The 23,956-nt window shown below is 60.7% G+C and carries 22 protein-coding genes and 1 riboswitch; of the genes, 13 read left to right on the top strand and 9 right to left on the bottom strand.

What is annotated here, in order from left to right; translation table 11 throughout:
• From AC1DLT_RS00645 to AC1DLT_RS00630, 4 genes are all read right to left on the bottom strand, one after another.
• A complete protein-coding gene (locus AC1DLT_RS00645; protein WP_477485523.1) occupies positions 1–1,497 on the bottom strand; it encodes an ABC transporter substrate-binding protein in 1,497 nt (498 codons plus the stop codon).
• A 17-nt stretch (positions 1,498–1,514) separates the two neighbouring features.
• Entirely contained in the window at positions 1,515–2,303 is a 789-nt protein-coding gene (locus AC1DLT_RS00640) for a (2Fe-2S) ferredoxin domain-containing protein (RefSeq protein WP_477485522.1), read from the bottom strand.
• Between the two features lie 99 nt (positions 2,304–2,402).
• A riboswitch (cobalamin riboswitch) is annotated at positions 2,403–2,597 on the bottom strand.
• A 48-nt stretch (positions 2,598–2,645) separates the two neighbouring features.
• On the bottom strand, positions 2,646–4,040 hold the full coding sequence (gene aztD, locus AC1DLT_RS00635) for a zinc metallochaperone AztD (RefSeq protein WP_477485521.1): 1,395 nt from the start codon (positions 4,038–4,040) through the stop codon (positions 2,646–2,648).
• A gap of 209 nt (positions 4,041–4,249) precedes the next feature.
• Positions 4,250–5,278, bottom strand: a complete 1,029-nt coding sequence (locus AC1DLT_RS00630; RefSeq protein ID WP_040124955.1) for a LacI family DNA-binding transcriptional regulator — start codon at positions 5,276–5,278, stop codon at positions 4,250–4,252.
• Between the two features lie 153 nt (positions 5,279–5,431).
• On the opposite strand from AC1DLT_RS00630, the gene AC1DLT_RS00625 reads away from it, so the two are divergent.
• The 4 genes from AC1DLT_RS00625 (at position 5,432) to AC1DLT_RS00610 (ending at position 9,509) form a co-directional block, all read left to right on the top strand.
• Positions 5,432–6,868, top strand: coding sequence for a sulfatase family protein (locus tag AC1DLT_RS00625; protein ID WP_477485520.1), 1,437 nt, complete (start codon positions 5,432–5,434; stop codon positions 6,866–6,868).
• A 103-nt stretch (positions 6,869–6,971) separates the two neighbouring features.
• On the top strand, positions 6,972–7,724 hold the full coding sequence (locus AC1DLT_RS00620) for an ABC transporter permease (RefSeq protein WP_040125812.1): 753 nt from the start codon (positions 6,972–6,974) through the stop codon (positions 7,722–7,724).
• A complete protein-coding gene (locus AC1DLT_RS00615; protein WP_477485519.1) occupies positions 7,721–8,491 on the top strand; it encodes an ABC transporter ATP-binding protein in 771 nt (256 codons plus the stop codon). Before AC1DLT_RS00620 ends, AC1DLT_RS00615 begins: the two co-directional genes overlap by 4 nt.
• 58 nt (positions 8,492–8,549) lie before the next feature.
• The gene (locus AC1DLT_RS00610; protein ID WP_477485979.1) at positions 8,550–9,509 is read left to right on the top strand and encodes an aliphatic sulfonate ABC transporter substrate-binding protein; all 960 of its coding nucleotides are present in this window, start codon (positions 8,550–8,552) and stop codon (positions 9,507–9,509) included.
• Positions 9,510–9,722: 213 nt separating this feature from the next.
• Here AC1DLT_RS00610 and AC1DLT_RS00605 read toward each other — a convergent pair whose 3' ends face one another.
• The 3 genes from AC1DLT_RS00605 to AC1DLT_RS00595 all read right to left on the bottom strand — a co-directional run bounded on the left by AC1DLT_RS00605 (position 9,723) and on the right by AC1DLT_RS00595 (position 12,129).
• Complete coding sequence (locus tag AC1DLT_RS00605) at positions 9,723–10,565, bottom strand: sigma-70 family RNA polymerase sigma factor (protein WP_477485518.1); 843 nt, start codon at positions 10,563–10,565, stop codon at positions 9,723–9,725.
• Positions 10,566–10,615: 50 nt separating this feature from the next.
• The gene (locus AC1DLT_RS00600; protein WP_477485517.1) at positions 10,616–11,374 is read right to left on the bottom strand and encodes an SDR family NAD(P)-dependent oxidoreductase; all 759 of its coding nucleotides are present in this window, start codon (positions 11,372–11,374) and stop codon (positions 10,616–10,618) included.
• Between the two features lie 110 nt (positions 11,375–11,484).
• Positions 11,485–12,129 (bottom strand): TetR/AcrR family transcriptional regulator, encoded by a 645-nt coding sequence (locus AC1DLT_RS00595; protein ID WP_477485516.1) that lies wholly within the window; start codon positions 12,127–12,129, stop codon positions 11,485–11,487.
• Positions 12,130–12,221: 92 nt separating this feature from the next.
• Between AC1DLT_RS00595 and AC1DLT_RS00590 the strand changes: the two genes are divergently transcribed.
• The 5 genes from AC1DLT_RS00590 (at position 12,222) to AC1DLT_RS00570 (ending at position 17,276) form a co-directional block, all read left to right on the top strand.
• Positions 12,222–12,881: an O-methyltransferase gene (locus AC1DLT_RS00590; protein WP_477485515.1), complete on the top strand. Its 660-nt coding sequence runs from the start codon at positions 12,222–12,224 to the stop codon at positions 12,879–12,881.
• A gap of 42 nt (positions 12,882–12,923) precedes the next feature.
• Positions 12,924–13,793: an SDR family oxidoreductase gene (locus AC1DLT_RS00585; RefSeq protein WP_477485514.1), complete on the top strand. Its 870-nt coding sequence runs from the start codon at positions 12,924–12,926 to the stop codon at positions 13,791–13,793.
• 90 nt (positions 13,794–13,883) lie between these two features.
• A complete protein-coding gene (locus tag AC1DLT_RS00580; RefSeq protein WP_477485513.1) occupies positions 13,884–14,246 on the top strand; it encodes an NIPSNAP family protein in 363 nt (120 codons plus the stop codon).
• On the top strand, positions 14,246–15,007 hold the full coding sequence (locus tag AC1DLT_RS00575) for an SDR family NAD(P)-dependent oxidoreductase (protein WP_247135668.1): 762 nt from the start codon (positions 14,246–14,248) through the stop codon (positions 15,005–15,007). Before AC1DLT_RS00580 ends, AC1DLT_RS00575 begins: the two co-directional genes overlap by 1 nt.
• Positions 15,008–15,185: 178 nt before the next feature.
• The gene (locus tag AC1DLT_RS00570; protein WP_477485512.1) at positions 15,186–17,276 is read left to right on the top strand and encodes a carboxy terminal-processing peptidase; all 2,091 of its coding nucleotides are present in this window, start codon (positions 15,186–15,188) and stop codon (positions 17,274–17,276) included.
• Positions 17,277–17,299: 23 nt separating this feature from the next.
• Here the strand turns inward: AC1DLT_RS00570 and AC1DLT_RS00565 are convergent, their stop codons facing one another.
• Together AC1DLT_RS00565 and AC1DLT_RS00560 are read right to left on the bottom strand one after the other, a co-directional pair.
• The gene (locus AC1DLT_RS00565) at positions 17,300–18,016 is read right to left on the bottom strand and encodes a response regulator transcription factor (RefSeq protein WP_247135666.1); all 717 of its coding nucleotides are present in this window, start codon (positions 18,014–18,016) and stop codon (positions 17,300–17,302) included.
• Entirely contained in the window at positions 18,013–19,251 is a 1,239-nt protein-coding gene (locus tag AC1DLT_RS00560) for a GAF domain-containing sensor histidine kinase (protein ID WP_247135665.1), read from the bottom strand. Before AC1DLT_RS00560 ends, AC1DLT_RS00565 begins: the two co-directional genes overlap by 4 nt.
• Before the next feature lie 240 nt (positions 19,252–19,491).
• On the opposite strand from AC1DLT_RS00560, the gene AC1DLT_RS00555 reads away from it, so the two are divergent.
• From AC1DLT_RS00555 to AC1DLT_RS00540, 4 genes are all read left to right on the top strand, one after another.
• A complete protein-coding gene (locus AC1DLT_RS00555) occupies positions 19,492–20,508 on the top strand; it encodes a substrate-binding domain-containing protein (RefSeq protein WP_477485511.1) in 1,017 nt (338 codons plus the stop codon).
• Positions 20,509–20,595: 87 nt separating this feature from the next.
• Positions 20,596–22,059 carry a sugar ABC transporter ATP-binding protein gene (locus AC1DLT_RS00550; RefSeq protein WP_477485510.1) on the top strand — a complete coding sequence of 488 codons (1,464 nt, stop codon included), beginning with the start codon at positions 20,596–20,598 and terminating at the stop codon, positions 22,057–22,059.
• Positions 22,056–22,997, top strand: a complete 942-nt coding sequence (locus tag AC1DLT_RS00545; protein ID WP_477485509.1) for an ABC transporter permease — start codon at positions 22,056–22,058, stop codon at positions 22,995–22,997. The genes AC1DLT_RS00550 and AC1DLT_RS00545 overlap by 4 nt, the downstream gene beginning before the upstream one ends.
• The gene (locus tag AC1DLT_RS00540) at positions 22,994–23,941 is read left to right on the top strand and encodes an ABC transporter permease (RefSeq protein WP_477485508.1); all 948 of its coding nucleotides are present in this window, start codon (positions 22,994–22,996) and stop codon (positions 23,939–23,941) included. The genes AC1DLT_RS00545 and AC1DLT_RS00540 overlap by 4 nt, the downstream gene beginning before the upstream one ends.
• Positions 23,942–23,956: the final 15 nt, after the last annotated feature.

Here is a 23,956-nt window from a genome sequence, read left to right as displayed (position 1 = left end):
CTACTCCGTCTCGCCGATATCGGCGCGCAGGACGTGGTAGTCGGATCCCCACGGCTCGTAGTTCTTCAGCCGCTTCGACAGGCCGACATACCAGACGGGCGATACCAGGAACGAGGCGGGCGCATCGGCAAAGAGTTTCTGCTGAGCATCTAGCGCGATCGCCACCCGCTTTGCCGGATCGCCCTCGGTCGCAAATCGGTTGAGGATCGCGTCGAAGCCACGCGAGGCATATTTCGCATAGTTCAGCGAAGCGCCGCTTCTCAGCATCGAGTTCAGGAAGAAGGCGGCATCGCCGCTCGGGGCCGTGTGCTGCGCCCAGAGCGCGATGTCGAAGTCACCAGCCGCAGCCATCTGCTGGATGTTCTCCACCACCTGCGTATCGATGGCGATGCCGATCTTTGCGAGTTCCGCCTTGACCACCGGCAGCATGGTGACGAGATCGGGACGCTGCGGATAGGTGATGACCAGCAGGCGCAGGGGCTTGCCGCCTTTTTCGCGCATGCCGCCGCTGCCTTTTGCCCAGCCGGCTTCGTCGAGAAGCGCTGCGGCCTTGGCAGGGTCGGTCGGGCGTGCCTCTCTGCCCGCAAAGGGGAAATAGGAGGCGTAGGCGCCGGTGGCGGGGTCGCCACCGTTGATCGCGGTGGCAAGCTCCTTGCGGTCGAAGGCCAGATCGATCGCCTGGCGCACTTTCACATCATCCATCGGCGGCCGGGCAGTGTTGAAGAAAGCGAGATACTGGTATCCGACCGGGAACGACTTGATCGCCAGATCAGGGTTTGTCTGGAGCCGGCTCACGACTTCCGACGGCAAGCCGAAAGCCAAATCGAGCTCGCCGGCTTCCAGCGCCAGCGTCAGGGTCTGCGCATCACCGAACTTGCGGAAATTAACCGGCGAACGCTTGTCGGCGCCGGCAAAATGCGCGTTAGGCTCGAGCGCGATTGAGGCATCCGCCTTGAAGCCCGAGATTCGATAAGGACCGCTGAAGACGGCGTTGCCGGCCGCGGTGGGTTTGTAGGCGATCAGCGGCCATTCGGCGAAGAGCGCCTGGATGAAAGGCACCGGCTTTTCGGTTGTCACCTTCAGCGTCAGGTCGTCGGCCGCCTCGAAGGTCAGCTTGCCACCGGTGGCGAGCGCCGCCTTGTTGTTGGCGAATGTGTTGTCGAAACCTGCTGCCAGCGCCTTGGCTGTCACCGGCGTGCCGTCGGAAAACAGGCGGCCGTGTTTCAGGGTCACGGTCCAGGTCAGGTCGCCGATGCGCTGCGCCTTTTCGGCCAGTTCCGGCACGAGCTTGCCGTCCCGATCGACGGTGAAGAGGTTCTCGCCGACCCCGTGGCTGACCAGCGCCCAGCCGTTCGAACCCTTGGCCGGATCCGTGCCACTGGTGATGTAGGTGGCGCCGGCGCGAACCGGCTCGGCTGCAAAGACAGTGCCTGCGGTGACAAAGATGGCGGCACTGAGCCAGGCGGCGGCCAGGCGCGATAGAGTGTGCGACGTCAATTCTCTTTCCTCTTGTTCTATTCGGATGGGGTGCGAAGCCGCTGCTTGCGGCCCGTTGGGTGATAGGCGAAGTCCTCGACGATCCCGCCGCCGAGCAGGTGCTCGCCGACGATCCGGTCGATCGCGTCTTCGTTGACGCCGCCGTAATAGGTTCCTTCCGGAAACACTTGCAGCACGGGCGCCAGATTGCAGGGACCGAGACAGGTGGATTTTGCGGTCATCGTGCCGTCGCCGGCAGTGCGCAGTTTCTGCCGCTCCTGCTGGTTGCGCAGATGTCCCCAGATCACATCGGCTCCGGCCGCGTTGCAGGGACCGCCCTGGCAGACGAGCACGCGACGTTTCTGGGCCGGCACGAGCGATCCCTCGGCAACGGGCGGCGTGTCGGTCTGCGGCACGTCCAGTGCTTCGGCGGTTTCGAGCAGTTCGCCGATCAGCCGCGCCATCAGCGTGCTCGAGGCGATATCCCGGGTGATCGAAAGGGCCGGCCAGCGCCGGCTATCGGCCGCCTTCCAGCGCTTCAGCGATTTCGTCAGCCAGATAAGGACGCTCGGCTCCATGGGCAGGACGAGCGGCACGATAACGACGGTTTCGACATCCTCGTCGAGCAGATCGGACAGCGCGTCGCGCAGGGAGGGGGTACCCTGTTCGGTAAAGGCGACCCGAACCGTTCCGGCTCCGGTCACGCCGGCTGCAAGTTTCGCGAGCCGTTGCATTTCCAGATGCGGCGATGCCGCAAAGGCGGATTTCGCAATCAGCAGGACGGCGCGCCCGGATACGTTCTGGGAAGATAATCCCTGTGTTTTCACTGCCTTCGTCTCACTCAAAGGAGGAGGCAGCAAAAATGAGGGTTGCGGCAGGCAGGGATAGCCCGACGGAACCGTCATTCCTGTGGCACACCCCGACCACGGAATTTCTATTGTCAGGCAGGTCTCCTGGCTCGCGGGTCAAAGCCTTGATCGCCCGTCTTCCCGGCATTGGCTGCCAGTGACATGTTGGGCGAACGGCTCACCGCTCACAGTTGCGGGACAGCTCCGGTTTTGACCGGATTCCCTCTTAGCTTCCGTCCGGGGACGGAAGAACCTTGACGCCGCGAACTTACACTCCCCCTGCCGACTGTCAACGGCGCCGCTTCATGCAGCATCGTCGCATCAATGCGAGGCACCGGAGCCGCCGACGGCAACGATCGTAAAGGGTTTTCCTTCGACGGGGATCGTGCGGACTTCCTTCAGGCTCTCCGCATCGATGATGCGAACCAGCGAATGCCGCGGATCGGTGATGGCGACATGACCGTCCGCAACGGCAAGGCGCGGACGCGGATCACGCCAATGGCCGTCCTTGCTGTAGGGCTCGGTGACCTTGGCTTTGCGAACGATCTCGCCCTTGATCACGTCCAGCACATGAAGATCACCGTCCTCCGTCAGGATGTAGGCACTGCGCGGCGTTGCTGGGTCCAGCAGGAAGTCGACGCGGCGGGTGGGCAGGGCGATCAGCCGGAAGTGCTTCTCGCTGTCCGGATCGATCAGGACGATTTTGTCCTCGCCGTAGTTGCCGAGGAAGAACTGCATTGCCTTACCGCCAAGCAAGGTACCAGTCGAACCTTTCGGCATGTCAGATGGGTAAGCGAGCATTTCCAGTTTCGGTCCATCAAGTCCGCCAGGACGGGCGACAAGAACGCCTTCCTTGCAACCGAAAGCAACCAGCAGGGACGAAGTGGCCTCGCCGTGAAGATCGGTGCATTTCGCGACGTCACCGAGCTGCTTGCCCGCTTCATCGACGACGCGAAGACCGACCCTCGGCGGCAGTTCGTCGGGCTTGGTTTCGACTTCAGTGTTTGGGACCGACACCAGCACGAAACGACCCATCGTCACCGCTACGCCGTGATGCGGCTTCGTCGTGTCGACTGTCTTCACGTCAGCCCTGCCTTCGAGAAGAGCCGTTTCGTCGATGATATCCGCCTTGCCGCCTCGATCGTAAAAGAGGATCGCATGGTCGTCATGTGGAACGACGTGGAAAGGACGCTTGCCCTCGAAAGTCACGGGCAACAGCCCCACCTCGGAAACCTCCAGGTCCCGATGCTCCCCGTGATCGGAGAAATCGATGCCAGTCTTGAGGACGTGCACGATGTCATGATCCGACTGCGTGGCGAATACGCTCCGGCCGGACGCGCTGGCGGTCAGCGCCGCAGGACCCTTGACGTCGTAGCGGCCGAGTTCCTTGCCGTTCTCGAAGTCGATGGCGCGGACGACTGGATTCGTATGATCGCCGACAAACAGGCGCCATGCCTCTTTCGTCTCATGATCATCATCGGCAAACGCTCCGGAAGCAGCAAAGATGAGGCCTGACGCGACAGCTGTCAGCAGACGGTTTCGAGTGAGAAAAGACGAGGCGGGTGACGGCCCTCGCTTGTCGATCCCGATCTCATCGACGGCGAACTTCTTTCCGTGCGGCTCCGTCAGGATGCGGTTGAGAAGCTTGGTTTTGCCAGCACCGAGATAGCCGGTCAAAACGGTCACCGGAGTTGGTTGAGATTTCTGCCGTGACATGACTTGTCTCCAGATTGACGGTAGCTTCGATCATTAGTTATTATGTTATAACATTACAAACGCGATCGTTGTCAATCCCCGAGAATGCGATGATCGACATTTGCCGGATCGCGATGCAGATCGAAACAAGATTGGCAGAGTTGGACCGAGAGTGGGATGTCGAACGAACGCTGGAGACGAACGCTTCAACCGCCTTGGATGGCCGGGAGCTATCGAACTGTACTTTCCCGAACGATAAGCTCCCATTCGACGGGTGCGGTGTATGATTTGGCATCGTTGATCCGTGCGACGATCGCCTCGGCCGTCAGCTTGCCGATACGCTCGCGATCAGGGCGAACCGTCGTTAGGGAGGGACTAACGCAGCTCGCCGCCTCGTTGTCTCCAAATCCAACAACGCCGATATCTTGAGGAACGCGCCGGCCGAGTTTCCGCAGTGCCCGAAGCACGCCAAACGCAACGACATCGCTGTTGCAGGCGATTGCGTCGATCTCGGGATGGCGCTCCAGAAGCTCGGTTGCAAGCCGCTCCCCGAGTTCCGGGCTGCCGCCTTGCTGCGCCGTATGCTTGACGATGTCGGGGAGGCCGGCCGTCGCTGCCGCAGCTTCCAGCCCGCTCAAACGCTTCTGGGCGCGTTTATCGTTTTCGCGAACGCTGCCAACGAAGGCCAGGCGCCGATAACCCTGACCTATGAGATGGTTGGCTTGCGCTGCGCCGACACGTGCATGATCGAACCCAACGGCGGTATCAATCACTTCACCGCCCGTGTCCCACATCTCGATGATCGGGATGTCGGCTGCCTTCAGAAGCTCAACGACTTTCGGGGGATGGTCGACGCCGATGATGGCAACGGCCGCCGGCCGCCAGCTCAGGATGGACCGGACGAGACGCAGCTCCTGGTCGGCATTGTACCTTGTATTGGCGAGCATGACCTGCAGGTCATGCTCCAGCAAAGCTGATTGCAGCGTATCGATGATATTGGCGAATTCGGAATAGTAGAGTGAGGTGACGACAACGCCAACAATGTCCGAGCGCGTGCCCGAAAGCCCGCCGGCGAGCCGGTTCGGCACGTAATTTAGCTCCTCCATCGCAGCATTGATCTGACGGCGAAGTTCGATGCGGACCGTGTGCGGGGCGCGCAACGCGCGCGAGACGGTATTGACTGAAACGCCCACCCGTTCGGCGATCGAAGCAAGGGTCGGGACGTTGCGGGCTACCTTGTCGGAAAGTTCAATCGTCATCTCAGCTCAAAAAATCCCGTGAGTGATCGTTGCGTTAACGGTAACTTTATGCCATCTTTTTGAAATGGAGGCAAGCGAAAGAGGGACCGAAGTCGTTCTTTCGCCTGACACGGCAGGCGAAAGCCAGCTATCGGCGACGCGGAGGAGCAGTATATGGCTGAAAGGCCAAACATCATTCTGATCATGACGGACCAGCAGCGCTACGACTCGATATCGGCGCTCGGGTTCCCCTATGCCGTGACCCCCAATATTGATGGACTTGTCGAAAAAGGCGTGGCGTTTACCAATTGCCACGTCAATGCGCCAAGCTGCGTTCCCTCGCGCGCAAGCCTGTTTACCGGCTACTACCCGCATACGACGGGCGTTCTGGCCAACGGCCAGGCATGGCAGCGGACCTGGGTCGAGCAGCTACGTGACGCCGGCTATCGCTGCGTCAACGTCGGCAAGATGCATACAATCCCCTACAATTCGGATTCCGGTTTCCACGAGCGCTACGTCGTGGAAAACAAGGATCGCTATATGGAAGGCCGCTGGTATTTCGACGAGTGGGACAAGGCGCTTGCCGCCAACGGCCTCGTCAAACAGCAGCGCGAACATTATCGTAAACTCGACGACTATCGTGACAGGCTGGGCTGCTTCGACTGGAAACTGCCCGAGGCACTGCATTCCGACGCCTTCGTCGGCAATATGGCGAAGTGGTGGGTCGAGACCTATCCGACGACCGAGCCGCTGTTCCTGCAGGTCGGTTTCCCCGGGCCGCATCCGCCGTTCGATCCGCCGGCGCGCCATACCGAGCCGTATCTCAGGCGCAACGATCTGCCGCTGCCAAGGCCGACGAAAGAAGAACTGGAGTCCCTCCATCAGGAGCTGAAGGACAAGCGCCAGCACGACGTGGAGGTCGATCACGACTCCGTCGTCTGGAGCCTCGACCCGTCTGAAGATCAGATGCAGCGGCTTTGGGCGCATTATCTTGGCAATGTCACGCTGATCGACGAAAAGGTTGGCGAACTGCTCGGTTCGCTTCAGGAGCGCGGCTATCTCGAAGATGCCATCGTCATCTTCACCTCCGATCACGGCGAATGCCTGGGCGAGCATGGCTTGATTCAGAAATGGTCGATGTATGACGTCGTCACCCGCGTGCCGACCGTCATCTGGTCGACGGCCGGCCGGTTTGAGGGTGGACGCTCGGTCGACGGTCTCTGCCAGCTCTTCGACCTCGGTCCGACCATCCTCGAATATGCCGGCATTGTGCCGCCGAAAACCTTCGAAGCAAAAAGCCTTAAGCCGGCGCTCGAAGGCAAGGACTGGACGCCGCGCGACCATGTGTTCTGCGAGCAGATCGGCGACGTGGCGATGGCCGGCGGCGTCGAGTTCATGACCGCTGTGAGGAGCAACCGGTGGAAGCTCGTCCACTTCAAGGGCTCTGAGGATGGACAACTGTTCGACCTCGAGAACGACCCGAAGGAAGTGAGGAACCTCTGGAGCGATCCGGCCCATACGGAACGGAAGCGCGAGCTTCTGGATGTTATGCGCGACTGGCTGATCGAATCCAACTTCAAGACGCGTGACGTCATGGCGGGTGCGCGATGAGCCATCGATATTGCCGGGACGGATCAGCTTCCCGGAGGGAGACATGACCTTGTCCATCACAACGAGTGAAGAAAAGCCCGAGCCGGCCAGCCGGCCGTCTCTCATGTCCGGTTCGATCGCAATGTTGGCGGTCAACATCGCCGCCGTGGCCGTCGGCATCATTCTCTGGGCCGTCGTGACGTCACAGGGGGTGGTCGGCTTGCCGACGCCTCTTGCCGTGGCGAAGCAGGCGGTGATCCAGGCGCAGAACGGGCTTTTGTGGTCGGATGCGATTTCGAGCCTTGGCCGTGTCTTTACCGGCTTTGCGCTCGGCATCGCGGTGGCAATCCCTGTGGGCTTCCTGATGGGCTGGTATCGCATTGCCCGCGGCATCATCGAGCCTTACGTGCAGTTCTTCCGCACCATCCCGCCGCTTGCCATCATCCCCCTGGCGATCGTCACCATGGGCATCGATGAAACACCGAAGATCTTCGTCATTTTCCTGGCGTCCTTCCTGTCGAGCGTCGTGGCGACGTATCAGGGCGTCGTCAACGTCGATAGAACGCTGATCAACGCCGCACGCGTGCTTGGCGCCAATGACTTCACCATCTTCCGGCGGGTTATAGTGCCTGCCTCGTTGCCCTACATCATGGTCGGCGTCCGTATCGGTCTCGGGTCGTCCTGGGCGACCGTCGTCGCCGCCGAACTGATTGCCGCGCAATCGGGCCTTGGCTTCCGCATGCAGCAGGCGCAGCTCTACTACGATCTTCCGACGATTTTCGTCAGCCTCATCGCGATCGGCGTGCTCGGTCTCATCATGGACCGCATCGTTCAGACGACCGATAGCGTGCTGACCGCCTGGCAGGAAAAGCTATGAACACAAAAATCTCGTTCCAAAGCGTCACCAAGACTTTCAGCATTGCGGGGCAGACCTCCTTCAACGCGTTGCAGGGGCTCAACCTCGATATCGAGGATGGCGAGTTCATCACCGTGGTCGGCCCGTCCGGTTGCGGCAAGTCGACAGCCATGAATATCGCGGCGGGCCTTACCAACCCGTCGTCCGGACAGGTGCTGGTGGATAACGTGCCGGTCAAGGGACCGGGGCCTGAACGTGGCGTGATCTTCCAGCAATACGCGCTCTTTCCGTGGCTGACAGTTCGTCAGAACGTCGAGTTCGGCCTGCAGATTGCAGGTCACCCGAAGGCGGAGCGCGGCAAGATTGCGGACCATTTCATCGGCCTCGTGGGCTTGAGCGACTTCTCGAACTCCTTGCCGAAGACGCTTTCCGGCGGCATGAAGCAGCGCTGCGCGATTGCGCGGGCCTATGCGGTCAATCCGAAGATCTTGCTGATGGACGAGCCTTTCGGCGCATTGGATGCTTTGACCCGCGTGCAGCTTCAGGATCAATTGCTAGCCACCTGGAGCAAGGAGCGGCGCACGGTAATGTTCATTACCCACGACGTCGACGAGGCCGTTTACCTGGGGAGCCGCGTCGTCGTCATGGCTGCCCGCCCAGGCCGGCTTCACAAAATAATTCCGGTTGATCTGCCCTATCCGCGCACCGAGGAGATGCGCCTTTCGCCCGATTTCTCGACATTACGCAACGAGGTGTGGCGGTCGGTCTACCATCCGGCCGCGGCCTGAAGCTTTCAAAAACATCGGCTGTTACAGGGAGGAAATGAACATGCTGACGAGACGTAATCTGATGAAGACGACGGCGGTCGCCGCCGCGGCGAGCGCATTTTCCATCGGCGGAAAGGCAAGCGCCCAATCCGCTGACATGACCATCGGCTACATCGCCGACTTTCCCAATGCCAGTGTCCTGGCAATCGCTCAGGACCAGAAGCTCTGGGAGGCGGAAGGTATCACGCCGTCGGTCAAAGTTTTCACCAACGGCCCGATCCAGATCCAGGCGATGGGCGCCGGCAGCTTGAATTTCGGCACGATCGGCCCCGGAGCGCTCTGGCTGCCAGCGAGCGGCCGGGCCAAAGTGGTCGGCGTAAACGATATCGGATTTTCCGACCGCGTCATCGTGCAGGGCAATATCAGCACGATCAAGGATCTGAAAGGCAAGAAGGTCGGAGTGCCGCAGGGTACTTCTGGCGATATGATCCTCCGCATGACGCTCACCAAGGCCGGCATGACGGTCGGCGACATTCAGGTCGTGCCGATGGATCCTGCAACGATCGTTTCCGCGTTCACGTCAAAGCAGATTGATGGTGCCGGTATCTGGTATCCACTGATCGACACGATCAAACCGCGCGTTCCGGATATGAAGGAGCTGGCGTCCAACCAGGATTTCTATCCGCAGACGTCGTTCATCAACACCTTCGTCGCCCGCAACGAAATCGTCCAGCAGAACCCGGATCTCGTGAAGAAATTCCTGCGTGTCATGAAAAAGGCGATGGATTACCGCGCCGCGAATATCGACCGGTCCATTCAGATTACGACGGCCTTCCTCAATGCCCCGGCAGATGCGACCGAGAAGGTCGCCCGCAGCCGCAAGATGCTGACAAGCAGAGAACTGGACGCCTTCACAAGGGACGGCACAGTCAACAAGTGGCTGGCGGATTTCAACAAGATGTTTCAGGAGTTCGGCACGGTGAAGGATCCGTTGCCCCCGGAACAGTTCTATACGGGCGATCTGTTCACCAGCGCTTGAGCCTCATCTGCTCCTCTGTTGGTCGACCGGCCGCAATGTCGTGAAAAGGCGGCGCGTGGCCGCCTGATCGGAGGGATCAGCGCCTTTACGCAGTGGTTCCCTCGTAGCTGTCGATGTCATCGATGGACCATCCCGAAAGATGCATGTTGTGATGGTTTCACACCGCTTTCGGGATGGACGTCGGCGGACGGGCGAAAATCGGGTTGGGCTGGATCAGAACACCAGCTCCGCATCATCGACAATGTAAGGAGCGTAGCGATAATCGCGGATAAAACTGATCCGTTCGCCACTCCATTCCAACCACATGAGGTGGGTCGGTTTTGGGTCGCCTTGGGCGCTGAAAACGGCGATGACCTGCCGGCCCTCCAGCCAGGCCGGGACAAGCCATATTCCGTCGCACTTGGCGTAGATCGTGAAGAACAGACCGACGTCTGCAGCGCCGGAGCGCAGCGGGTGCGAGGACTGCCGGAGTTTCACGTCCTCGGCGAGGAGCGCGCGCAGACCGTTCCAGTCCCGCTGGTTGAACAACGTAACGTAGCGCACCACGGCAGGGGAGGGTGCCGTCCGGTTCGGAAGCGGGATGCTTTGCGCATTGATCTCCCGGAGCCGCGCACGCCCCCGCGCCAGATGCCCCTTCACCGCGTCAATTGTGATGCCGAGCAAACAGGCAATCTCTGCCAAAGGTTCGTCGAGCACATCTTTCAATATAACGGCGCTGCGCTGCAGGACAGGGAGTTCATGGAACCGCGACATCGCAGTGTGCATCGCTTCTTCATGCATGAGACTCTCCAAGGGATCGAGATTGATTTCGTCGACGACGTTTTCCGCGGCCTCGACGGGCTCCGCGGCACGGATCGCCCGGCCGCGCAACAAATCCAAGGCGCGATTATGGGCGATCTTGAACAACCAAGCCCGCAGGTGCGGCGCCTCGTGCAGGTCTTCACGGGCAACAAGAGCTTTGGCAAAGGTGTCTTGAACGACATCCTCGCCATCGATCACCGATCCCATGAGGCGGGCGCAATAGCGATGTAACTCCGGCCGCAATGCCTCGGCCAAGACTGCGAACTCAGCTCGTGTGCCGCGGTCCGGTTCCGACAATCCAGCACTCAATCCGCAAACCTTTCCATTACGTCCACACCCTTGTCGCCAGACAATCCGAATGCGAACCCATCAGAATAAGCCGGATTGTCAAGCACGGCCACCACGTTTTCGCCGAAGAGCCTCGGTGGCATCGGCGCCCCGAAACGCGCCACGAATGCTTCGGGTTCGATGTCCATGGCCCGGGCATAGGCGCTGGCGGCGATGTCACCGATGCCGGTGCCTAAAATCACTTGCCGGGGCAGGATTGCCTGGAAACGGATACCAAGCTGCCTCTGCTCGGAAACCCGATTGGCATATTTGGCCATGAACCAGAGCATGCGTTTGGCGCCGCCATAGCCGCCTGACATCGGCGATCCATCGACGGCCGCGCCACTCGACACGACGACAACCTGGGTCCCGGGTTCGAGCGGCAGGTTCAGCGCGCCTTGCAGCCAGTGTAGCCCGGCTTTGACGTCGTGCTCCCAGGTCGCGGTGAAATCGGCCCAACTGATCTTGTCCAATCGCTCCATCGGCGGTTTCGCTCCGGCGTTCAGCACAAGTATGTCCGGCCGAACATCCGCAAGGATACGGTGTGCGGCGGCCTCATCCCTGGCATCGGCGGCAATCGTCGAAACGCCCAGTCGGGTTCGGACAGCCTCGAGCGCATCGGATTGACGCGCCACAACCGTGACCCTTGCCTCCTGATCAACAAGTGCCTCCACCAGCCCCAGGCCGAGCCCGCGGCTTCCACCGGTGACGATGACATTCTTATCCTTGAGACTCATCGGTCCTGCTCCTTTGCTTCGATATTGCAAAGACGATCGAGGCTCTGGAAAAGAGTCAGCCGCTGATAGAATTCGGGATCACGGAGACTTCCACGTCCACACGGCAGCGCCTATGGCAAAAGTTCATCACCCCCGAGCTTGCGCATATAGGATTCGAACATGTCGGCCATTGCATTGGCGAACCCTTCGATCTCCGCCGCGTCATGCTGTGCCTCGGAAAACTCTTTCCCGACGGTGCTCATTGCCGTGAAAATCAGGTCACCAGCCATGTTACGGACTGCCTCTGGAGACCGTGGCAGCGCCTCTAGCATGAAAGCGTCAATGTTACGGCTACCCGCCTCGCGTGCTTCCAAAGCCTCCGGCGCATCTCTGTAGAGCGGTGCAGCGTCATCCAGCGCAACGCGAACCGCAGCCTCGTCGCATTCGGACTGAATGAACATGTGGACAAGCCTGCGGAGCCTTGCGAGCGGCGGCATCGAGCGGTCGCCCAGGATATCGCCCAGCAGGCTGGTGGTCTGCCGCCATTCGTCGCTCTGCAGACGAAACAGAATAGCGGCCTTGTTGGGGAAGTACTGGTAAAGCGAGCCGACGCTGACGCCGGCCTTCTCAGCCACCCGCGCGGTGGTGAAGCGATGCGCGCCCTCCTCAGCCAAAACGCGAACGGCAGCCTCGAGAATTGCCTTCACCAACTCTTCCGAGCGGGACTGCTTCGGCAATTTTCTCGAGGAAATTGAATAGCTTGCCCGGTCGTTCATGTCTCAGCCCCGTAAAGCGATTAGCAAACGCGACTAATTAATCGTATTTTCTGGCTCAACGCAATCATAAGCAAACACGAACGGTTCTGATCATGAATTCCACCCTTTTGAGCGCTCCGCTCGCTCCCTTGCTGGACCGCCTCTTCAAGCAGGCCGACGCCGCTACCAGCCCCGCCATGGCAGCAATGTCGGAGGAAGAACGCGACCGCCTGCTGACAAGCAAGACCGAATATCTCGACCTCTATAGCCGGCTGAAAGACCTCTGGCTCCCCGTATCCAGGGAGACGGGCGAGCTTCTCTATATGCTTGCGAGGAGCATGAAAGCAAAAACCATCGTCGAGTTCGGCACCTCTTTCGGTGTCTCGACGCTGTTCCTCGGAGCCGCGCTCCGCGACAACGGCGGAGGTCGCATCATCACCACGGAGTTCGAGCCGTCCAAGGTGGCGCGCGCCCGCCGGAACATCGCTGAAGCAGGGCTTTCGGATCTTGTCGAGGTGCGCGAAGGCGACGCGCTTCAGATGCTTGCAAGCGATCTGCCGGAAGGCATCGACCTGCTCGTGCTCGACGGCGCCAAGGCCCTCTATGAAGACGTACTCGCCCTGGTCGAGGATCGGTTGAGGCCCGGCGCGCTTGTCCTTGCCGACGACGTCGACTTCAGCCCGGAATACCTGAAACACCTCCGCTCGCAGACCGCCTCTTACCTCTCGACCCAGGTCGCCGAGGGCATCGAGCTTTCCATCCGCCTCGGCTGATGCCGAGACCCACGCCAACAAACCACCCATAGGAGAATGAAAATGCATGTATTCGTTACAGGCGCCACCGGCTGGGTCGGCTCTGCGGTTGTCGAGGACCTGATCGGTGCCGGCCATACGGTGAGCGGTCTTTGTCGTTCAAGCGGAAAGGCAGCCACGCTGTCCGCCATCGGCGCGACCCCCGTCGAAGGTTCGCTGGACGACCTTGGGCTCCTGCGCGCAACGGCCTCAAAGGCCGACGCCGTCATCCATACCGCCTTCAATCACGACGATTTGTCCAAGTTCCTCGAGAATGTCGAGCAGGACCGGCGTGTGATCGAAACCCTCGGCGAGGCGTTGGTGGGAAGCAGCAGCCCGCTGATCGTCACCTCCGGTCTGATGGGCCTGCCCCGCGGGGCGACGGAAGCCGATCTTCCAAACCCGGCGTTTCCGCGCAAATCGGAGGTCGCAGCGCGATCTGTCGCCGAGCGCGGCGTACGGGCGACCACGGTGCGCCTTGCGCCTTCGGTGCATGGAATTGGCGATCATGGTTTCGTCCCGACCCTGATCCGTTTCGCCCGTCAGACAGGCGTCTCCGCCTATGTCGACGACGGCACCAATTGCTGGTCGGGCACTCATCGTCGTGACGCCGCCCGCGTCTATCGCCTTGCACTGGAAACAGGCGTCACGGAAGCGGTCTATCACGCGGTCGCAGAAGAGAGTGTGCCCTTCAGGCAGATCGCCGAAGCGATCGGAGCCGCGCTTGGTCTTCCGGTCGAGTCCCGGCCGCGCGAGCATTTCGGCTGGTTCGCCCATTTCGCGGGAAGCGACATGGCGGCTTCCAGCGCGAGGACGCGCGCACTCCTCGGCTGGCAGCCGCGGGAGGTGAGCCTTCTCAGCGACCTCGGTCGCCCGGAATATTACGCAGGCTGACTGAAATGCAGAACCCGCGCCTCGAAGGCGGGTTCTGCACCGTAAGCGTTCACGTCAGCCAACGCGGTCCAAGTCAAAGAAGGAAAGACGATGAACGACACGATCACACAATTGGCTACGGTCGGCGCGTATGACCTGCGGATCTATGACGTCCGCGAGGGCGAGATGGAGACCCTGTTGCAGGTCCTTGCCGAACTCGCCCTTCCCATGATGCCGGAATACGGCATCGAGCCGGTAGGCTTCTGGACGGAAGAAACCGCTGACAAGCTTTTCCAGATATCGAGCCATTCGAGGCTCGAAGATGTCCAGAGCAATTGGGATAGCTTTCATGCGGATCCACGGTGGCAGGAAGGGCTGGCAAGGATTCGACAGGATCGCGTCATCGTGAAGAAGGTCGAGACCGTTCTTCTGCGCGGGCTCGACGGCCTGCCTTCAGCGGGAGGATATCTGTGATGTCACTCGAAGGAAAGACTGCTGTCGTGACCGGCGGCGCCCGCGGTATAGGCCGGGCTTATTGCGAACGCCTTGCGGCAGACGGAGCCAACGTCGTGGTCATCGACAGGGACGACGCAACTCCACTCCTGCGGTCGCTTTCCGGCAACGGACAGAAATATGCACTCGTCTGCGATGTCAGCGAACCTTGGAACATTGAAGGCGCTGCATCGACCGTTCTCGACCTGTTCGGTTGCTGCGACATCTTTGTGAATAACGCCGCCTATATGCCTATCACGACGCTCGAGACCGTCACTTCCGAGGTCTGGCGACGCGTTCACGCCATCAATGTCGAATCCATTGTTCACTTCGCCCGAGAATTTGTCCCGGCGATGGCTGCTGCCGGTTGGGGAAGAATCGTAACGACGGGATCTGCCGTGACGCTTCACCCTCAGACGCGCGACCTCGCCTACATTGCCAGCAAGGGCGCCGTTCACGCTGTCACGAAGGCACTCGCCAACGAACTTGCAGACAGGGGCATCACGGTGAATTCGCTCGCTCCGACCGTCGTTCTCACGGAGGGATTCGCCGGGCGCCTGCCCCTGGATGGGCCGTCCGCCGACGAAATGATGGAGCGGATCATATCCCAACAGACCATCAAGCGCGCCTGCGTGCCCAGGGACGTGGCAGACGCTCTGGCTTTTTTGGTCTCCGATGAAGCGGGCTTTATTACCGGGCAGATCATTCATGTGGATGGCGGCCGGACAAGAAGCGGCGCGTAATTCTTTCCCTCAAAGGCGGACCTGGCGCCGGAGCCCGTGTCGGCGATCAAGCGATCGCCGGGAGCCAGTGTTTTCGTGGCGGATGCACCTTTCGCGGATATCGTTGCCAAAACGCCATAATTGTTGCACCAAGATCCCAACACTATAGTCTCGACGTTGCAAATGGGATCAAAGTCGAATGCGCATTCACTACGGTTTTCTCGGCATATTCCTTGCAATTGCGCCATCGGCATATGCGCTGGAAGTTGGGCCGCCGCCGGCTTTGTCGCCGCTGCAGGGCCAAGCGCAAGCCGCTCATTTGAGCGCACAATTGCTGACGCGATATGCCTATAAGCCGGTTCCGCTCAACGATGCGCTATCCGTCAAGATTACAAATCGGTTCATCAAGTCCCTGGATCCGGACCGTATGCTCTTCCTGCAAGCCGACATCGACAAGTTCACGGCTGGCAGCGCCAAGATCGATGATGCCATCGTCCAGGAAGACCTGGATATTCCGTTTTCGATTTTTAATGTCTATGCGCAGCGCGTTGTCGATCGCATGACCTATGCGCGCAGCTTGCTCAAGCAGAACTTCGATTTCAGCGTGCGGGAAAGCTACTCTTTTCTCCGCGACGAAGAACCCTGGCCGCAGTCGGAGCAGGAAAGGAACGAGCTGTGGCGTAAACGCGTCAAAGGCGATTGGCTGCGTTTGAAGCTGGCCGGCAAAGCCGATGCGGCGATTCGCGAGACGCTCGACAAGCGCTATCAGAACATCCTCGAGCGCGCCTATACGTACAAGAGCGACGACGTTTTCCAGTCATTCATGGGCGCCTACACCACGTCGGTTGATCCGCACACGGATTATTTCGGTGCTGCCGCTTCGGCCAACTTCGACATTTCGATGAAGCTTTCGCTGGTTGGTATCGGCGCGGTATTGCAGGAACGCGATGGCTATACGACGGTCCGTGAACTCGTACCGGGAGGGCCCGCGCAACTGTCCGGAAAGCTGGCGGTCGGGGATCGTATTATCGGGGTCGGTCAGGGCGAGGATGGCACCGTAAAAGAAGTCGTGGGCACCCGCCTCGATGAAGTCGTGCAAATGATACGCGGGACCAAAGATTCCGTTGTCCGCCTGGACGTCCTGCCGGCAGACGCCGGCGAGAGCCACCGCGTCATCAGCCTGGTGCGGGACAAAATAAGCCTCGAAAAACAGGCCGCGAAAAAGGCCATCCTATCCGTGGAGGACCGCGGTGCGGCGCGCAGAATTGGGGTGATTACCCTGCCGGTGTTCTATGAGGACTTCGACGCGCGGCGCAAAGGAGACAAGGACTATAGAAGCGCAAGCCGCGACGTCGCCAAGCTTCTCGGCGAACTCAAGCGGGAAAACGTCGACGGCGTTTTGATCGATTTGCGCGATAACGGGGGAGGGTCATTGGCCGAAGCGATCGATTTGACGGGCCTGTTCGTCGGCAAAGGCCCGGTAGTTCAGCAACGCGATGCCGAAGGCAAGGTCGAGGTAGAAAGCGATTATTTATCCGCGCCCGCCTGGACAGGCCCGGTCGGTGTCCTGATCAATCGCGGTTCAGCGTCGGCCTCCGAGATTTTTGCCGCAGCGATACAGGATTACGGTCGCGGTGTGATTGTCGGTGAGCCTAGTTTCGGCAAGGGCACCGTACAAACCGTCATCAATCTCGACAATGTCGCCCACAACAGCAAACCGAAATTCGGCGAGCTGAAATTGACGATTGCGCAGTTTTTCCGTGTCGACGGCGGGACGACACAATTGCGGGGCGTGACACCCGATATCAGCTTGCCCGGCCTTTCGGACCCGAAGACCCTTGGCGAGGCGAGTTATGACAACGCGCTGCCATGGGCCCAGATCAAGCCTGCGAAGTATACGGCCGCGGGCAATATGGCGGCGCTGCTGCCGCAGCTAAAAAGCCGCCATGATGCTCGGGTGCAAAACGACCGGAATTTCCAGCATTTTGTCGAGGACGCCGCCGAATTGAAGGCGCAGCGCGAAAAGCGCGTCATTTCTCTCAATGAATCCGAACGTCAAAACGAATTGACTGCCTTGGCAGCCCGTCTCAAGGCGCGCGAGCAAACAAACGACGGTTTGGCTCGCAGTGGAGACGATGGCCTGGAAGCAAACGAGCGTAGCCTGAGTGCTGATCTTGCTATTGAAAACGCCCGCAAGAACGCCAAAGACGTCCTGCAGAACGAAGCTGCCTCGATTGTTGCCGATGAAGCGGATTTGCTGCAGGGCACGTCAAAGCCCGGCACTCGGTGAAAGGCGGGCCGCCGCCTCGCCACTTAATTCCCGCCGGAATTGCGCAATTCGCGTTCGGCCCTTTCGAGCGCGCTGGCGTTCAGCACCTTGCGAAGCAGCGCCACGGCAACGGCCCGCATCCGGAGATTGTACCAGCCCTCCGGTCCGTCGCCCGGCACTTCGTACACATCCAGCTTTTCATAAAGCTGCTGGAGACGGTTCTGGACGCTCCGCAGCGAGAGCCTTTTGCGCTGGGAGATCGCTTTATCGGTCAGGCCGAGCGCCACATCCACCAGGATTTCGTATTCCGCATCGCTTAAACCATGCGCATTGCCGAGGCTCTTCTGCTGGATGCCACGCACCTCGCGGTCGATAACGCATTGCGACTCCATGAAGACGCCGCGCAGCGCCAGCTTCAGCCGCTCGTCGGAGGTTGATTTCAGCACATACCCATAAGTCGCACCTTCCGGAACGATGCGTGCCACCCCGCGGACATAGGCTTCATCGGAATAGTTCGACCAGAACAGGATCTTGGTGTCCGGCCGCTCGCGCCAGATGGTGCGGGCCGCCTCGATGCCGTTTCGCTCGCTCATCTGCAGGTCCATGACCACATGCTCGGCCCGCGATTGGCGCGCCTGCACCTCGCCGGTGTGGCCGTTTTCCGCTTCCAGAACCGTGTCGCATTCCGGCAGTGCTGCCCGCACCGCCTCGTGCAGATAGGACCGGTGCAGCGGATCGTCCTCAATGATCAGGACCCTCATGTCGACGCCTCCACCAGGCGCTTCGGCCCGACGGGGAGGGTGACCTTCACGGATGTGCCGCGACGGTCGGCATGACCGGCCATCTCGAACCGCGCGGAGATGAGCCGCGACCGTGTCTTCATGTTGTCGATCCCATGGCCCGCCTTGTCCTGCGGGCTGCAAATGCCATTGCCGTCGTCGTCCACCTCGATCGAAAGCATCCGCTTGCGGCTCGCAAGACGCACCAGGATGGTTTTCGGCTGGCCGTGCCTGATGGCGTTGTTGACGGCTTCCTGGACGATGCGGAACAGGGCCGTCGCCACGGTTTGGTCGAGGTCAACAAGTGCTCCGTCGCTTTCGTCAATCATCCGCCATTCGATTGGCTGCCCGCTTTCGCGCACCGAGCGTTCGAGATGGTTCTCGATCGCCTCCGCCACGCCGAACAGCTGCAGCACGGTCGGTTTGGCCTCCTCGATGATCTCACGAAGATCGTGCATGCATTGCTGCAGGGTGCGGCAGAGCGGTTCGAGCGCATCGCCATGCATGTCCGCCAGCCTCGACAGCCGCTCCATGCGCCGTGAGAGCCGCGTCAGGTCGGCAAGCGTCTGGTCGTGCAGGTCCATGCCGATCCTTTGGCGTTCAGCCTCCAGCGCCTCCGTCAGTTTCAGCGCCCCCAGCCGCAGCCCCTCCTCGCGGGCGCGTGCCTCCGTCTCGACGATCGCCGAGCGCTTGGCCTGTTCGGCCGCCCTCAATGCAAAGAAATAGGGTGCCAAGAGGTCGGCGATCGAACGGGCGTTCTCGACATCCTCCATCGAATAGCTGTCACGTTCATGGCTGGAACAGCTCAAGGCACCTATGATATCTCCTTGGACCTTGAGCGGCACATGCAGCCTGCTCCTCAAGGAAAGCGCGATAATCGGGCTCGAAAAGGCGCCTTCGAAATGGAAGCGCGGGTCGGCACAGGCATCGGGCGACAAAAGGAAATCCACCTCTCCGGCCAAAAGCGTGCGGATCGGGCTGCCGGTCAAGAGCGCCGGCGGCTGCTGGCTCCAGGCAGTCGCAAGTCCGCTTTCGTAAGCGATGTGATATTTGCCATCCACCATCTTGATGCAGACGTCGAGATGGTCGTGCGGAATGATGTGGCTGATCTCGGCGGCCACCGCCTGGATGATAGCATTGAAATCGAGCTGGCCGGCAAGAAGCCGGGAGATGCCGAGATAGCGGTCGAACAACGCGTTTCGCGCCCGATTGAGCATGACGGACCTCCTCCAGTCCTTGAAACCATTAGACGCTTCGTTGTGGTTCTTGTCTTGCGGGAACCCGCATATTTTGCGCGAGCACCCGCAGAAAGGTTGCTTGTATGCGCCTATACAACATCTGATTTCTCCTCCATTCTCCTCCTACTGAGCAAACGGGGCTCAGCGCAAACACTATCTTCGGCCACCGTTGAGGAGCGGCCCGAGGAGAACCCCGTTGGGAACTCTAGGGAGGAAATCATGATCATCAGAAAGATGCTTTTCGCATCTGTCGCTATCGCTTGCGTTGCCGGGCCGTTCTCTGCCCTGGCCGAAACTTCGGGCAAGAAGATTGCCCTTTCCAACAACTATGCTGGCAATTCCTGGCGGCAGGCGATGCTGACCAGCTGGGACAAGATCACCAAGGACGCCGTCGCAAAGAAGATCGTCGCCGCTGCCGATCCGTTCACGACCGCAGAAAATCAGGCGACCGAGCAGGCCGCGCAGATCCAGAACATGATCCTGCAGGGCTATGATGCGATCGTCATCAATGCCGCCTCGCCGACCGCCCTCAACGGCGCCATCAAGGAGGCCTGCAACGCCGGTATCACGGTCGTCTCGTTCGACGGCATCGTAACCGAACCTTGCGCCTGGCGCATCGCGGTCGACTTCAAGGGGATGGGCGAAAGCCAGGTCGAATACCTCGCCAAGAAGATGCCGAAGGGTGGGAACCTTCTGGAGATCCGAGGCCTCGCCGGCGTTTCGGTCGACGATGAAATCCACGCTGGCATCCAGGCGGGCGCTCAGAAAAACCCGCAGTTCAAGATCGTCGGTGCCGTCAACGGCGACTGGGCTCAGGATGTCGCGCAACGCGCAGTCGCGGGCATCCTTCCGAGCCTGCCGGAAATCACGGCAGTCGTGACCCAGGGTGGCGACGGTTATGGTGCGGCACAGGCCTTCGCCGCAGCGAACCGACCGACCCCCACCATCGTTATGGGCAACCGCGAGGACGAACTCGTCTGGTGGAAGCAGCAGAAAGACAAGAACGGCTACGAGACCATGTCCGTCTCGATCGCGCCCGGCGTCTCGACGCTCGCCTTCTGGGTGGCGCAGCAGATCCTTGACGGCAAGCAGGTAAAGAAGGACCTGGTTGTTCCTTTCCTGCGCATCGACCAGGCCAATCTCGAAACGAACCTCGCCAGTACCCAAAAGGGCGGCGTCGCCAATGTCGAATATTCGCTGGAAGACGCCCAGAAAGTCATCAGCAGCGGCAAGTGAGCTGATCCTCCCACACAACAGGGCACGGCGCCGGCAGGTGCCGTGCCTCCGCATTGCCCTGCCCAGATCATCGATGACGTGTTCCGCATGAATGAAATAACAGCAAGACGAGAGGTGGTCGCGGCCCGCGGCGTCAAGGTGACCTTCGGCGCCGTCAAGGCGCTGGACGGAGCGGATCTGGTCATCCACGGCGGCGAATGCGTCGGCCTTGTGGGCCACAACGGCGCCGGCAAGTCCACCATCGTCAATGTTATCAACGGCAGCCTGGCCCCGCATGCGGGCGAAGTCAGCTATGGCGGTGCCAGGGCTCAACATGGCATTTCGACTGCACGAGCCAATGGCGTTCGCTGCGTCTTCCAGGAATTGTCGCTCTGCCCCAACCTTACCGTCAGCGAGAACGCCCGCGTGATGCACGCGGAACTCGCCGGCTGGAACTGGCGCACCAGGGCAGTCGCCCTCGTCAAACAGCAATTGGGGGAAATTTTCCCCGGCCACGGCATCGACTGCGACAGCACGATCGACGACCTTTCGATCGCCGAGCGACAGATGGTCGAGATCGCCATCAGCTTCGCCGGCCTGAACGAAAAGCCGAAACTCGTCATTCTCGACGAGCCGACCTCTTCGCTCGACGCAGGGCTGGCGGCGCAGCTCATGGCCTATATCCGGAAGTTCGTCGGGGAGGGGGGATCTGTGCTGCTGATCTCTCATATCTTGGGCGAAATCCTCTCCACCTCGGATCGCATTGTGGTGATGAAAGACGGCCGCGTCGTCGCCGACCGCTCCGCTTCGGAGTTCAGTACCCGCAGCCTCGTCGAAGCCATGGGCAACGTGGTACGCGAGCAGGAATGGCAGCGCGCGGTGGACAAGCGTGATGGCGCGCCGGTGCTTGCCATGCCGCCGCGACGGGGTCACGGTCTTGCCTTTCAAGCCCATCGCGGCGAGATGATCGGCCTTGCCGGTCTCGGGGGACATGGCCAGACGGAAACGCTCCTCGATCTCTATCTTTCGCGCAACAGCAACTGGTGGCCGGCACGCCGGAAGGACATCGCCTTTGTTGCCGGCGACCGCAGCCTGAACGGAATATTCCCGCTCTGGAGCATCCTGAACAATCTCAGCATCGCCTCGCTTCGCGATCTTTGCTCCCGGAGCATCGTGGACCATGATCGCGAAGGCGCGCTCGGCAACGGCTGGAGGAAGCGTATCGAGATCCGTACGCCGGACATGGAAAACCGCATCCTGTCGCTTTCCGGCGGCAATCAGCAAAAAGTGCTGTTCGCCCGTGCATTGGCGACGACCGCGAGGATCGTGCTGATGGACGATCCGATGCGCGGCGTCGATGTCGGCACCAAGCAGGAAGTTTATGACATCCTGCGCTCCGAGGCTGCCACCGGCCGCGCCTTCATATGGTATTCGACGGAAATGGACGAAATTCGCCTCTGCGACCGGGTCTACGTTTTTCGGGAAGGCGCCATCGTCGCGGAACTCGCGGGCGACGAGATCACCGAGAAAAACGTGCTCGAGGCTTCCTTCAGCGCAGGCGAGGCGGCATGAAGATATCCTCCGGCACAATCCGCCTTATCATCCCTGCCGCGTCGCTGGCGCTGCTGCTCGCCGCCGTCTTCTACATGCAGCCGCGCGCCATGAGCTATACAGGCCTCAACCTGCTCTTCAATCTCGCCGTGCCGATCGCGCTCGCGACGGTGGCGCAAATGCTGATCATGGCGGTTAACGATCTCGACCTCTCGATGGGCGCCTTCGTCAGCTTCTGCGCCTGCGTGACGGCGACGTTCCTGCAGGTCTCCCCGACAATCGGCATGTTGATTTTCCTTGGCGCTATTGCGGCCTATGCCGTGATCGGCGTTGTCATCCATGTTCGAGAATTGCCCTCGATCGTCGTGACGCTGGGTATGAGCTTCGTCTGGGGCGGGCTTGCGGTCCTTATGCTGCCGTCTCCCGGTGGCGAGGCTCCGATCTGGGCCCGCTGGCTGATGACCTCCCGGCCTCCTTTTGTGCCGATGGCGATCGTCGCCAGCATCGTCATCGCGGCGGTCACCCATTTCGTCATCATGCGCTCCTCCGTCGGTGTGCTGATCCGCGGCATTGGCGGCAATGTCCGCTCGGTCGAGCGCGCCGGCTGGTCGGTTATCCGCATCCGCGCCGGAACCTATGCGTTGGCCGGCTTCTTCGCCGTTCTATCCGGCATCGCGCTCGTCGGCCTTACGACCTCGGCGGATGCGAATATCGCGCTGCGCTACACGCTGTTGTCGATCGCCGGCGTCATCCTCGGCGGCGGCGAGTTCGTCGGCGGCAAGGTCTCGCCGATCGGCGCCGTTATCGGGGCATTGACCCTCACGCTCGCCGGCTCCTTCCTCTCCTTCATGCGTATATCGCCCGACTGGCAGATCGGTGCGCAGGGCGCGATCCTGATCGTCGTGCTGGCGCTTCGCCTTTTCCTGAACAGGTTGGAAAAGCAGGAGAAGGGCCGATGAACGCCGCGCGCCTCCTCTTTACCAAGCCCTGGATCTGGTCTTTCGCGGCCACGATTATCGTCTGGATCGTCACTGTCCTCTTTACCGGCGGCGCAAGTTCGCTAGGCTTGTCCCAGGCAGCCCTTACCTTCGCGGCCTTCTCGGTCATCGTCGGCATCGGCCAGATGTTCGTCATCACCCTCGGTCCTGGCAATATCGATCTTTCCGTGCCCGCCACGATGACGCTTTCCGGGACGCTGGCATTGAAGCTGATGGACGTGCAGGATGGCATGATCCTCGTCGGCCTGCTGACGTCGATCCTGCTGGGTTTCGCAATCGGCATCGGCAACTATGCGCTGATAAAACTCCTGCGCATCCCGCCGATCATCGCGACCCTCTCCATAAGCTTCATCGTGCAGTCGACAGCCATCTGGGCGAACCGCGGCCTGCGCATCAAGCCGCCGGAGGTGTTGGCGAGCTTCACGACATCCAGCCTGTTCGGCATCCCGAACATCGCGATCGTCGCCCTGATCCTCTCGGTCATCGCTTGGGTCCTGCTGAAAAAGACCATTTATGGCCGCTGGATATCGGCGATCGGCCAAAGCACATTCGCCGCCCGGATGACCGGCATTCCGGTCGACGGCACGCGGCTCGTCACCTACATCCTCTGTGCCGTGCTGGCTTCGATCTGCGGTTATCTGCTCGCGAGCTTCTCCGGCGGGGCTGCACTGAACATGGGGTCCGAATACTTGCTGATGTCGATCGCCGTCGTGGTGATCGGCGGAACGGCGGTCGCGGGCGGCAACTCCAACATCCCCGGCATCTGGGGCGCGTCGCTCTTCATGTTCCTTGTCGTGTCGATGTTGAACACCTATGGCTTCGGTGCCGGGTTTCGCCTCATCTTGACCGGCCTCATCATCATCGCCGTCATCCTGGTTGCCGGCGGCCGTCAATCCAACCGATGAACAAACTCAAATCGG

It is taken from the genome of Neorhizobium sp. 05N33, from assembly GCF_056397445.1.
Note: the sequence above shows the minus strand (reverse complement) of the source record. Positions and strands in the feature narration are given on the sequence as shown.

What these genes read in the sequence shown, in the direction of transcription:
- aztD (WP_477485521.1), bottom strand. Translation starts at nt 4,040, where the DNA reads ATGTCACGGCAGAAATCTCAACCAACTCCGGTGACCGTTTTGACCGGC.
- AC1DLT_RS00630 (WP_040124955.1), bottom strand. Translation starts at nt 5,278, where the DNA reads ATGACGATTGAACTTTCCGACAAGGTAGCCCGCAACGTCCCGACCCTT.
- AC1DLT_RS00625 (WP_477485520.1), top strand. Translation starts at nt 5,432, where the DNA reads ATGGCTGAAAGGCCAAACATCATTCTGATCATGACGGACCAGCAGCGC.
- AC1DLT_RS00620 (WP_040125812.1), top strand. Translation starts at nt 6,972, where the DNA reads ATGTCCGGTTCGATCGCAATGTTGGCGGTCAACATCGCCGCCGTGGCC.
- AC1DLT_RS00615 (WP_477485519.1), top strand. Translation starts at nt 7,721, where the DNA reads ATGAACACAAAAATCTCGTTCCAAAGCGTCACCAAGACTTTCAGCATT.
- AC1DLT_RS00600 (WP_477485517.1), bottom strand. Translation starts at nt 11,374, where the DNA reads ATGAGTCTCAAGGATAAGAATGTCATCGTCACCGGTGGAAGCCGCGGG.
- AC1DLT_RS00595 (WP_477485516.1), bottom strand. Translation starts at nt 12,129, where the DNA reads ATGAACGACCGGGCAAGCTATTCAATTTCCTCGAGAAAATTGCCGAAG.
- AC1DLT_RS00590 (WP_477485515.1), top strand. Translation starts at nt 12,222, where the DNA reads ATGAATTCCACCCTTTTGAGCGCTCCGCTCGCTCCCTTGCTGGACCGC.
- AC1DLT_RS00585 (WP_477485514.1), top strand. Translation starts at nt 12,924, where the DNA reads ATGCATGTATTCGTTACAGGCGCCACCGGCTGGGTCGGCTCTGCGGTT.
- AC1DLT_RS00580 (WP_477485513.1), top strand. Translation starts at nt 13,884, where the DNA reads ATGAACGACACGATCACACAATTGGCTACGGTCGGCGCGTATGACCTG.
- AC1DLT_RS00575 (WP_247135668.1), top strand. Translation starts at nt 14,246, where the DNA reads ATGTCACTCGAAGGAAAGACTGCTGTCGTGACCGGCGGCGCCCGCGGT.
- AC1DLT_RS00570 (WP_477485512.1), top strand. Translation starts at nt 15,186, where the DNA reads ATGCGCATTCACTACGGTTTTCTCGGCATATTCCTTGCAATTGCGCCA.
- AC1DLT_RS00565 (WP_247135666.1), bottom strand. Translation starts at nt 18,016, where the DNA reads ATGAGGGTCCTGATCATTGAGGACGATCCGCTGCACCGGTCCTATCTG.
- AC1DLT_RS00560 (WP_247135665.1), bottom strand. Translation starts at nt 19,251, where the DNA reads ATGCTCAATCGGGCGCGAAACGCGTTGTTCGACCGCTATCTCGGCATC.
- AC1DLT_RS00555 (WP_477485511.1), top strand. Translation starts at nt 19,492, where the DNA reads ATGATCATCAGAAAGATGCTTTTCGCATCTGTCGCTATCGCTTGCGTT.
- AC1DLT_RS00550 (WP_477485510.1), top strand. Translation starts at nt 20,596, where the DNA reads ATGAATGAAATAACAGCAAGACGAGAGGTGGTCGCGGCCCGCGGCGTC.
- AC1DLT_RS00545 (WP_477485509.1), top strand. Translation starts at nt 22,056, where the DNA reads ATGAAGATATCCTCCGGCACAATCCGCCTTATCATCCCTGCCGCGTCG.
- AC1DLT_RS00540 (WP_477485508.1), top strand. Translation starts at nt 22,994, where the DNA reads ATGAACGCCGCGCGCCTCCTCTTTACCAAGCCCTGGATCTGGTCTTTC.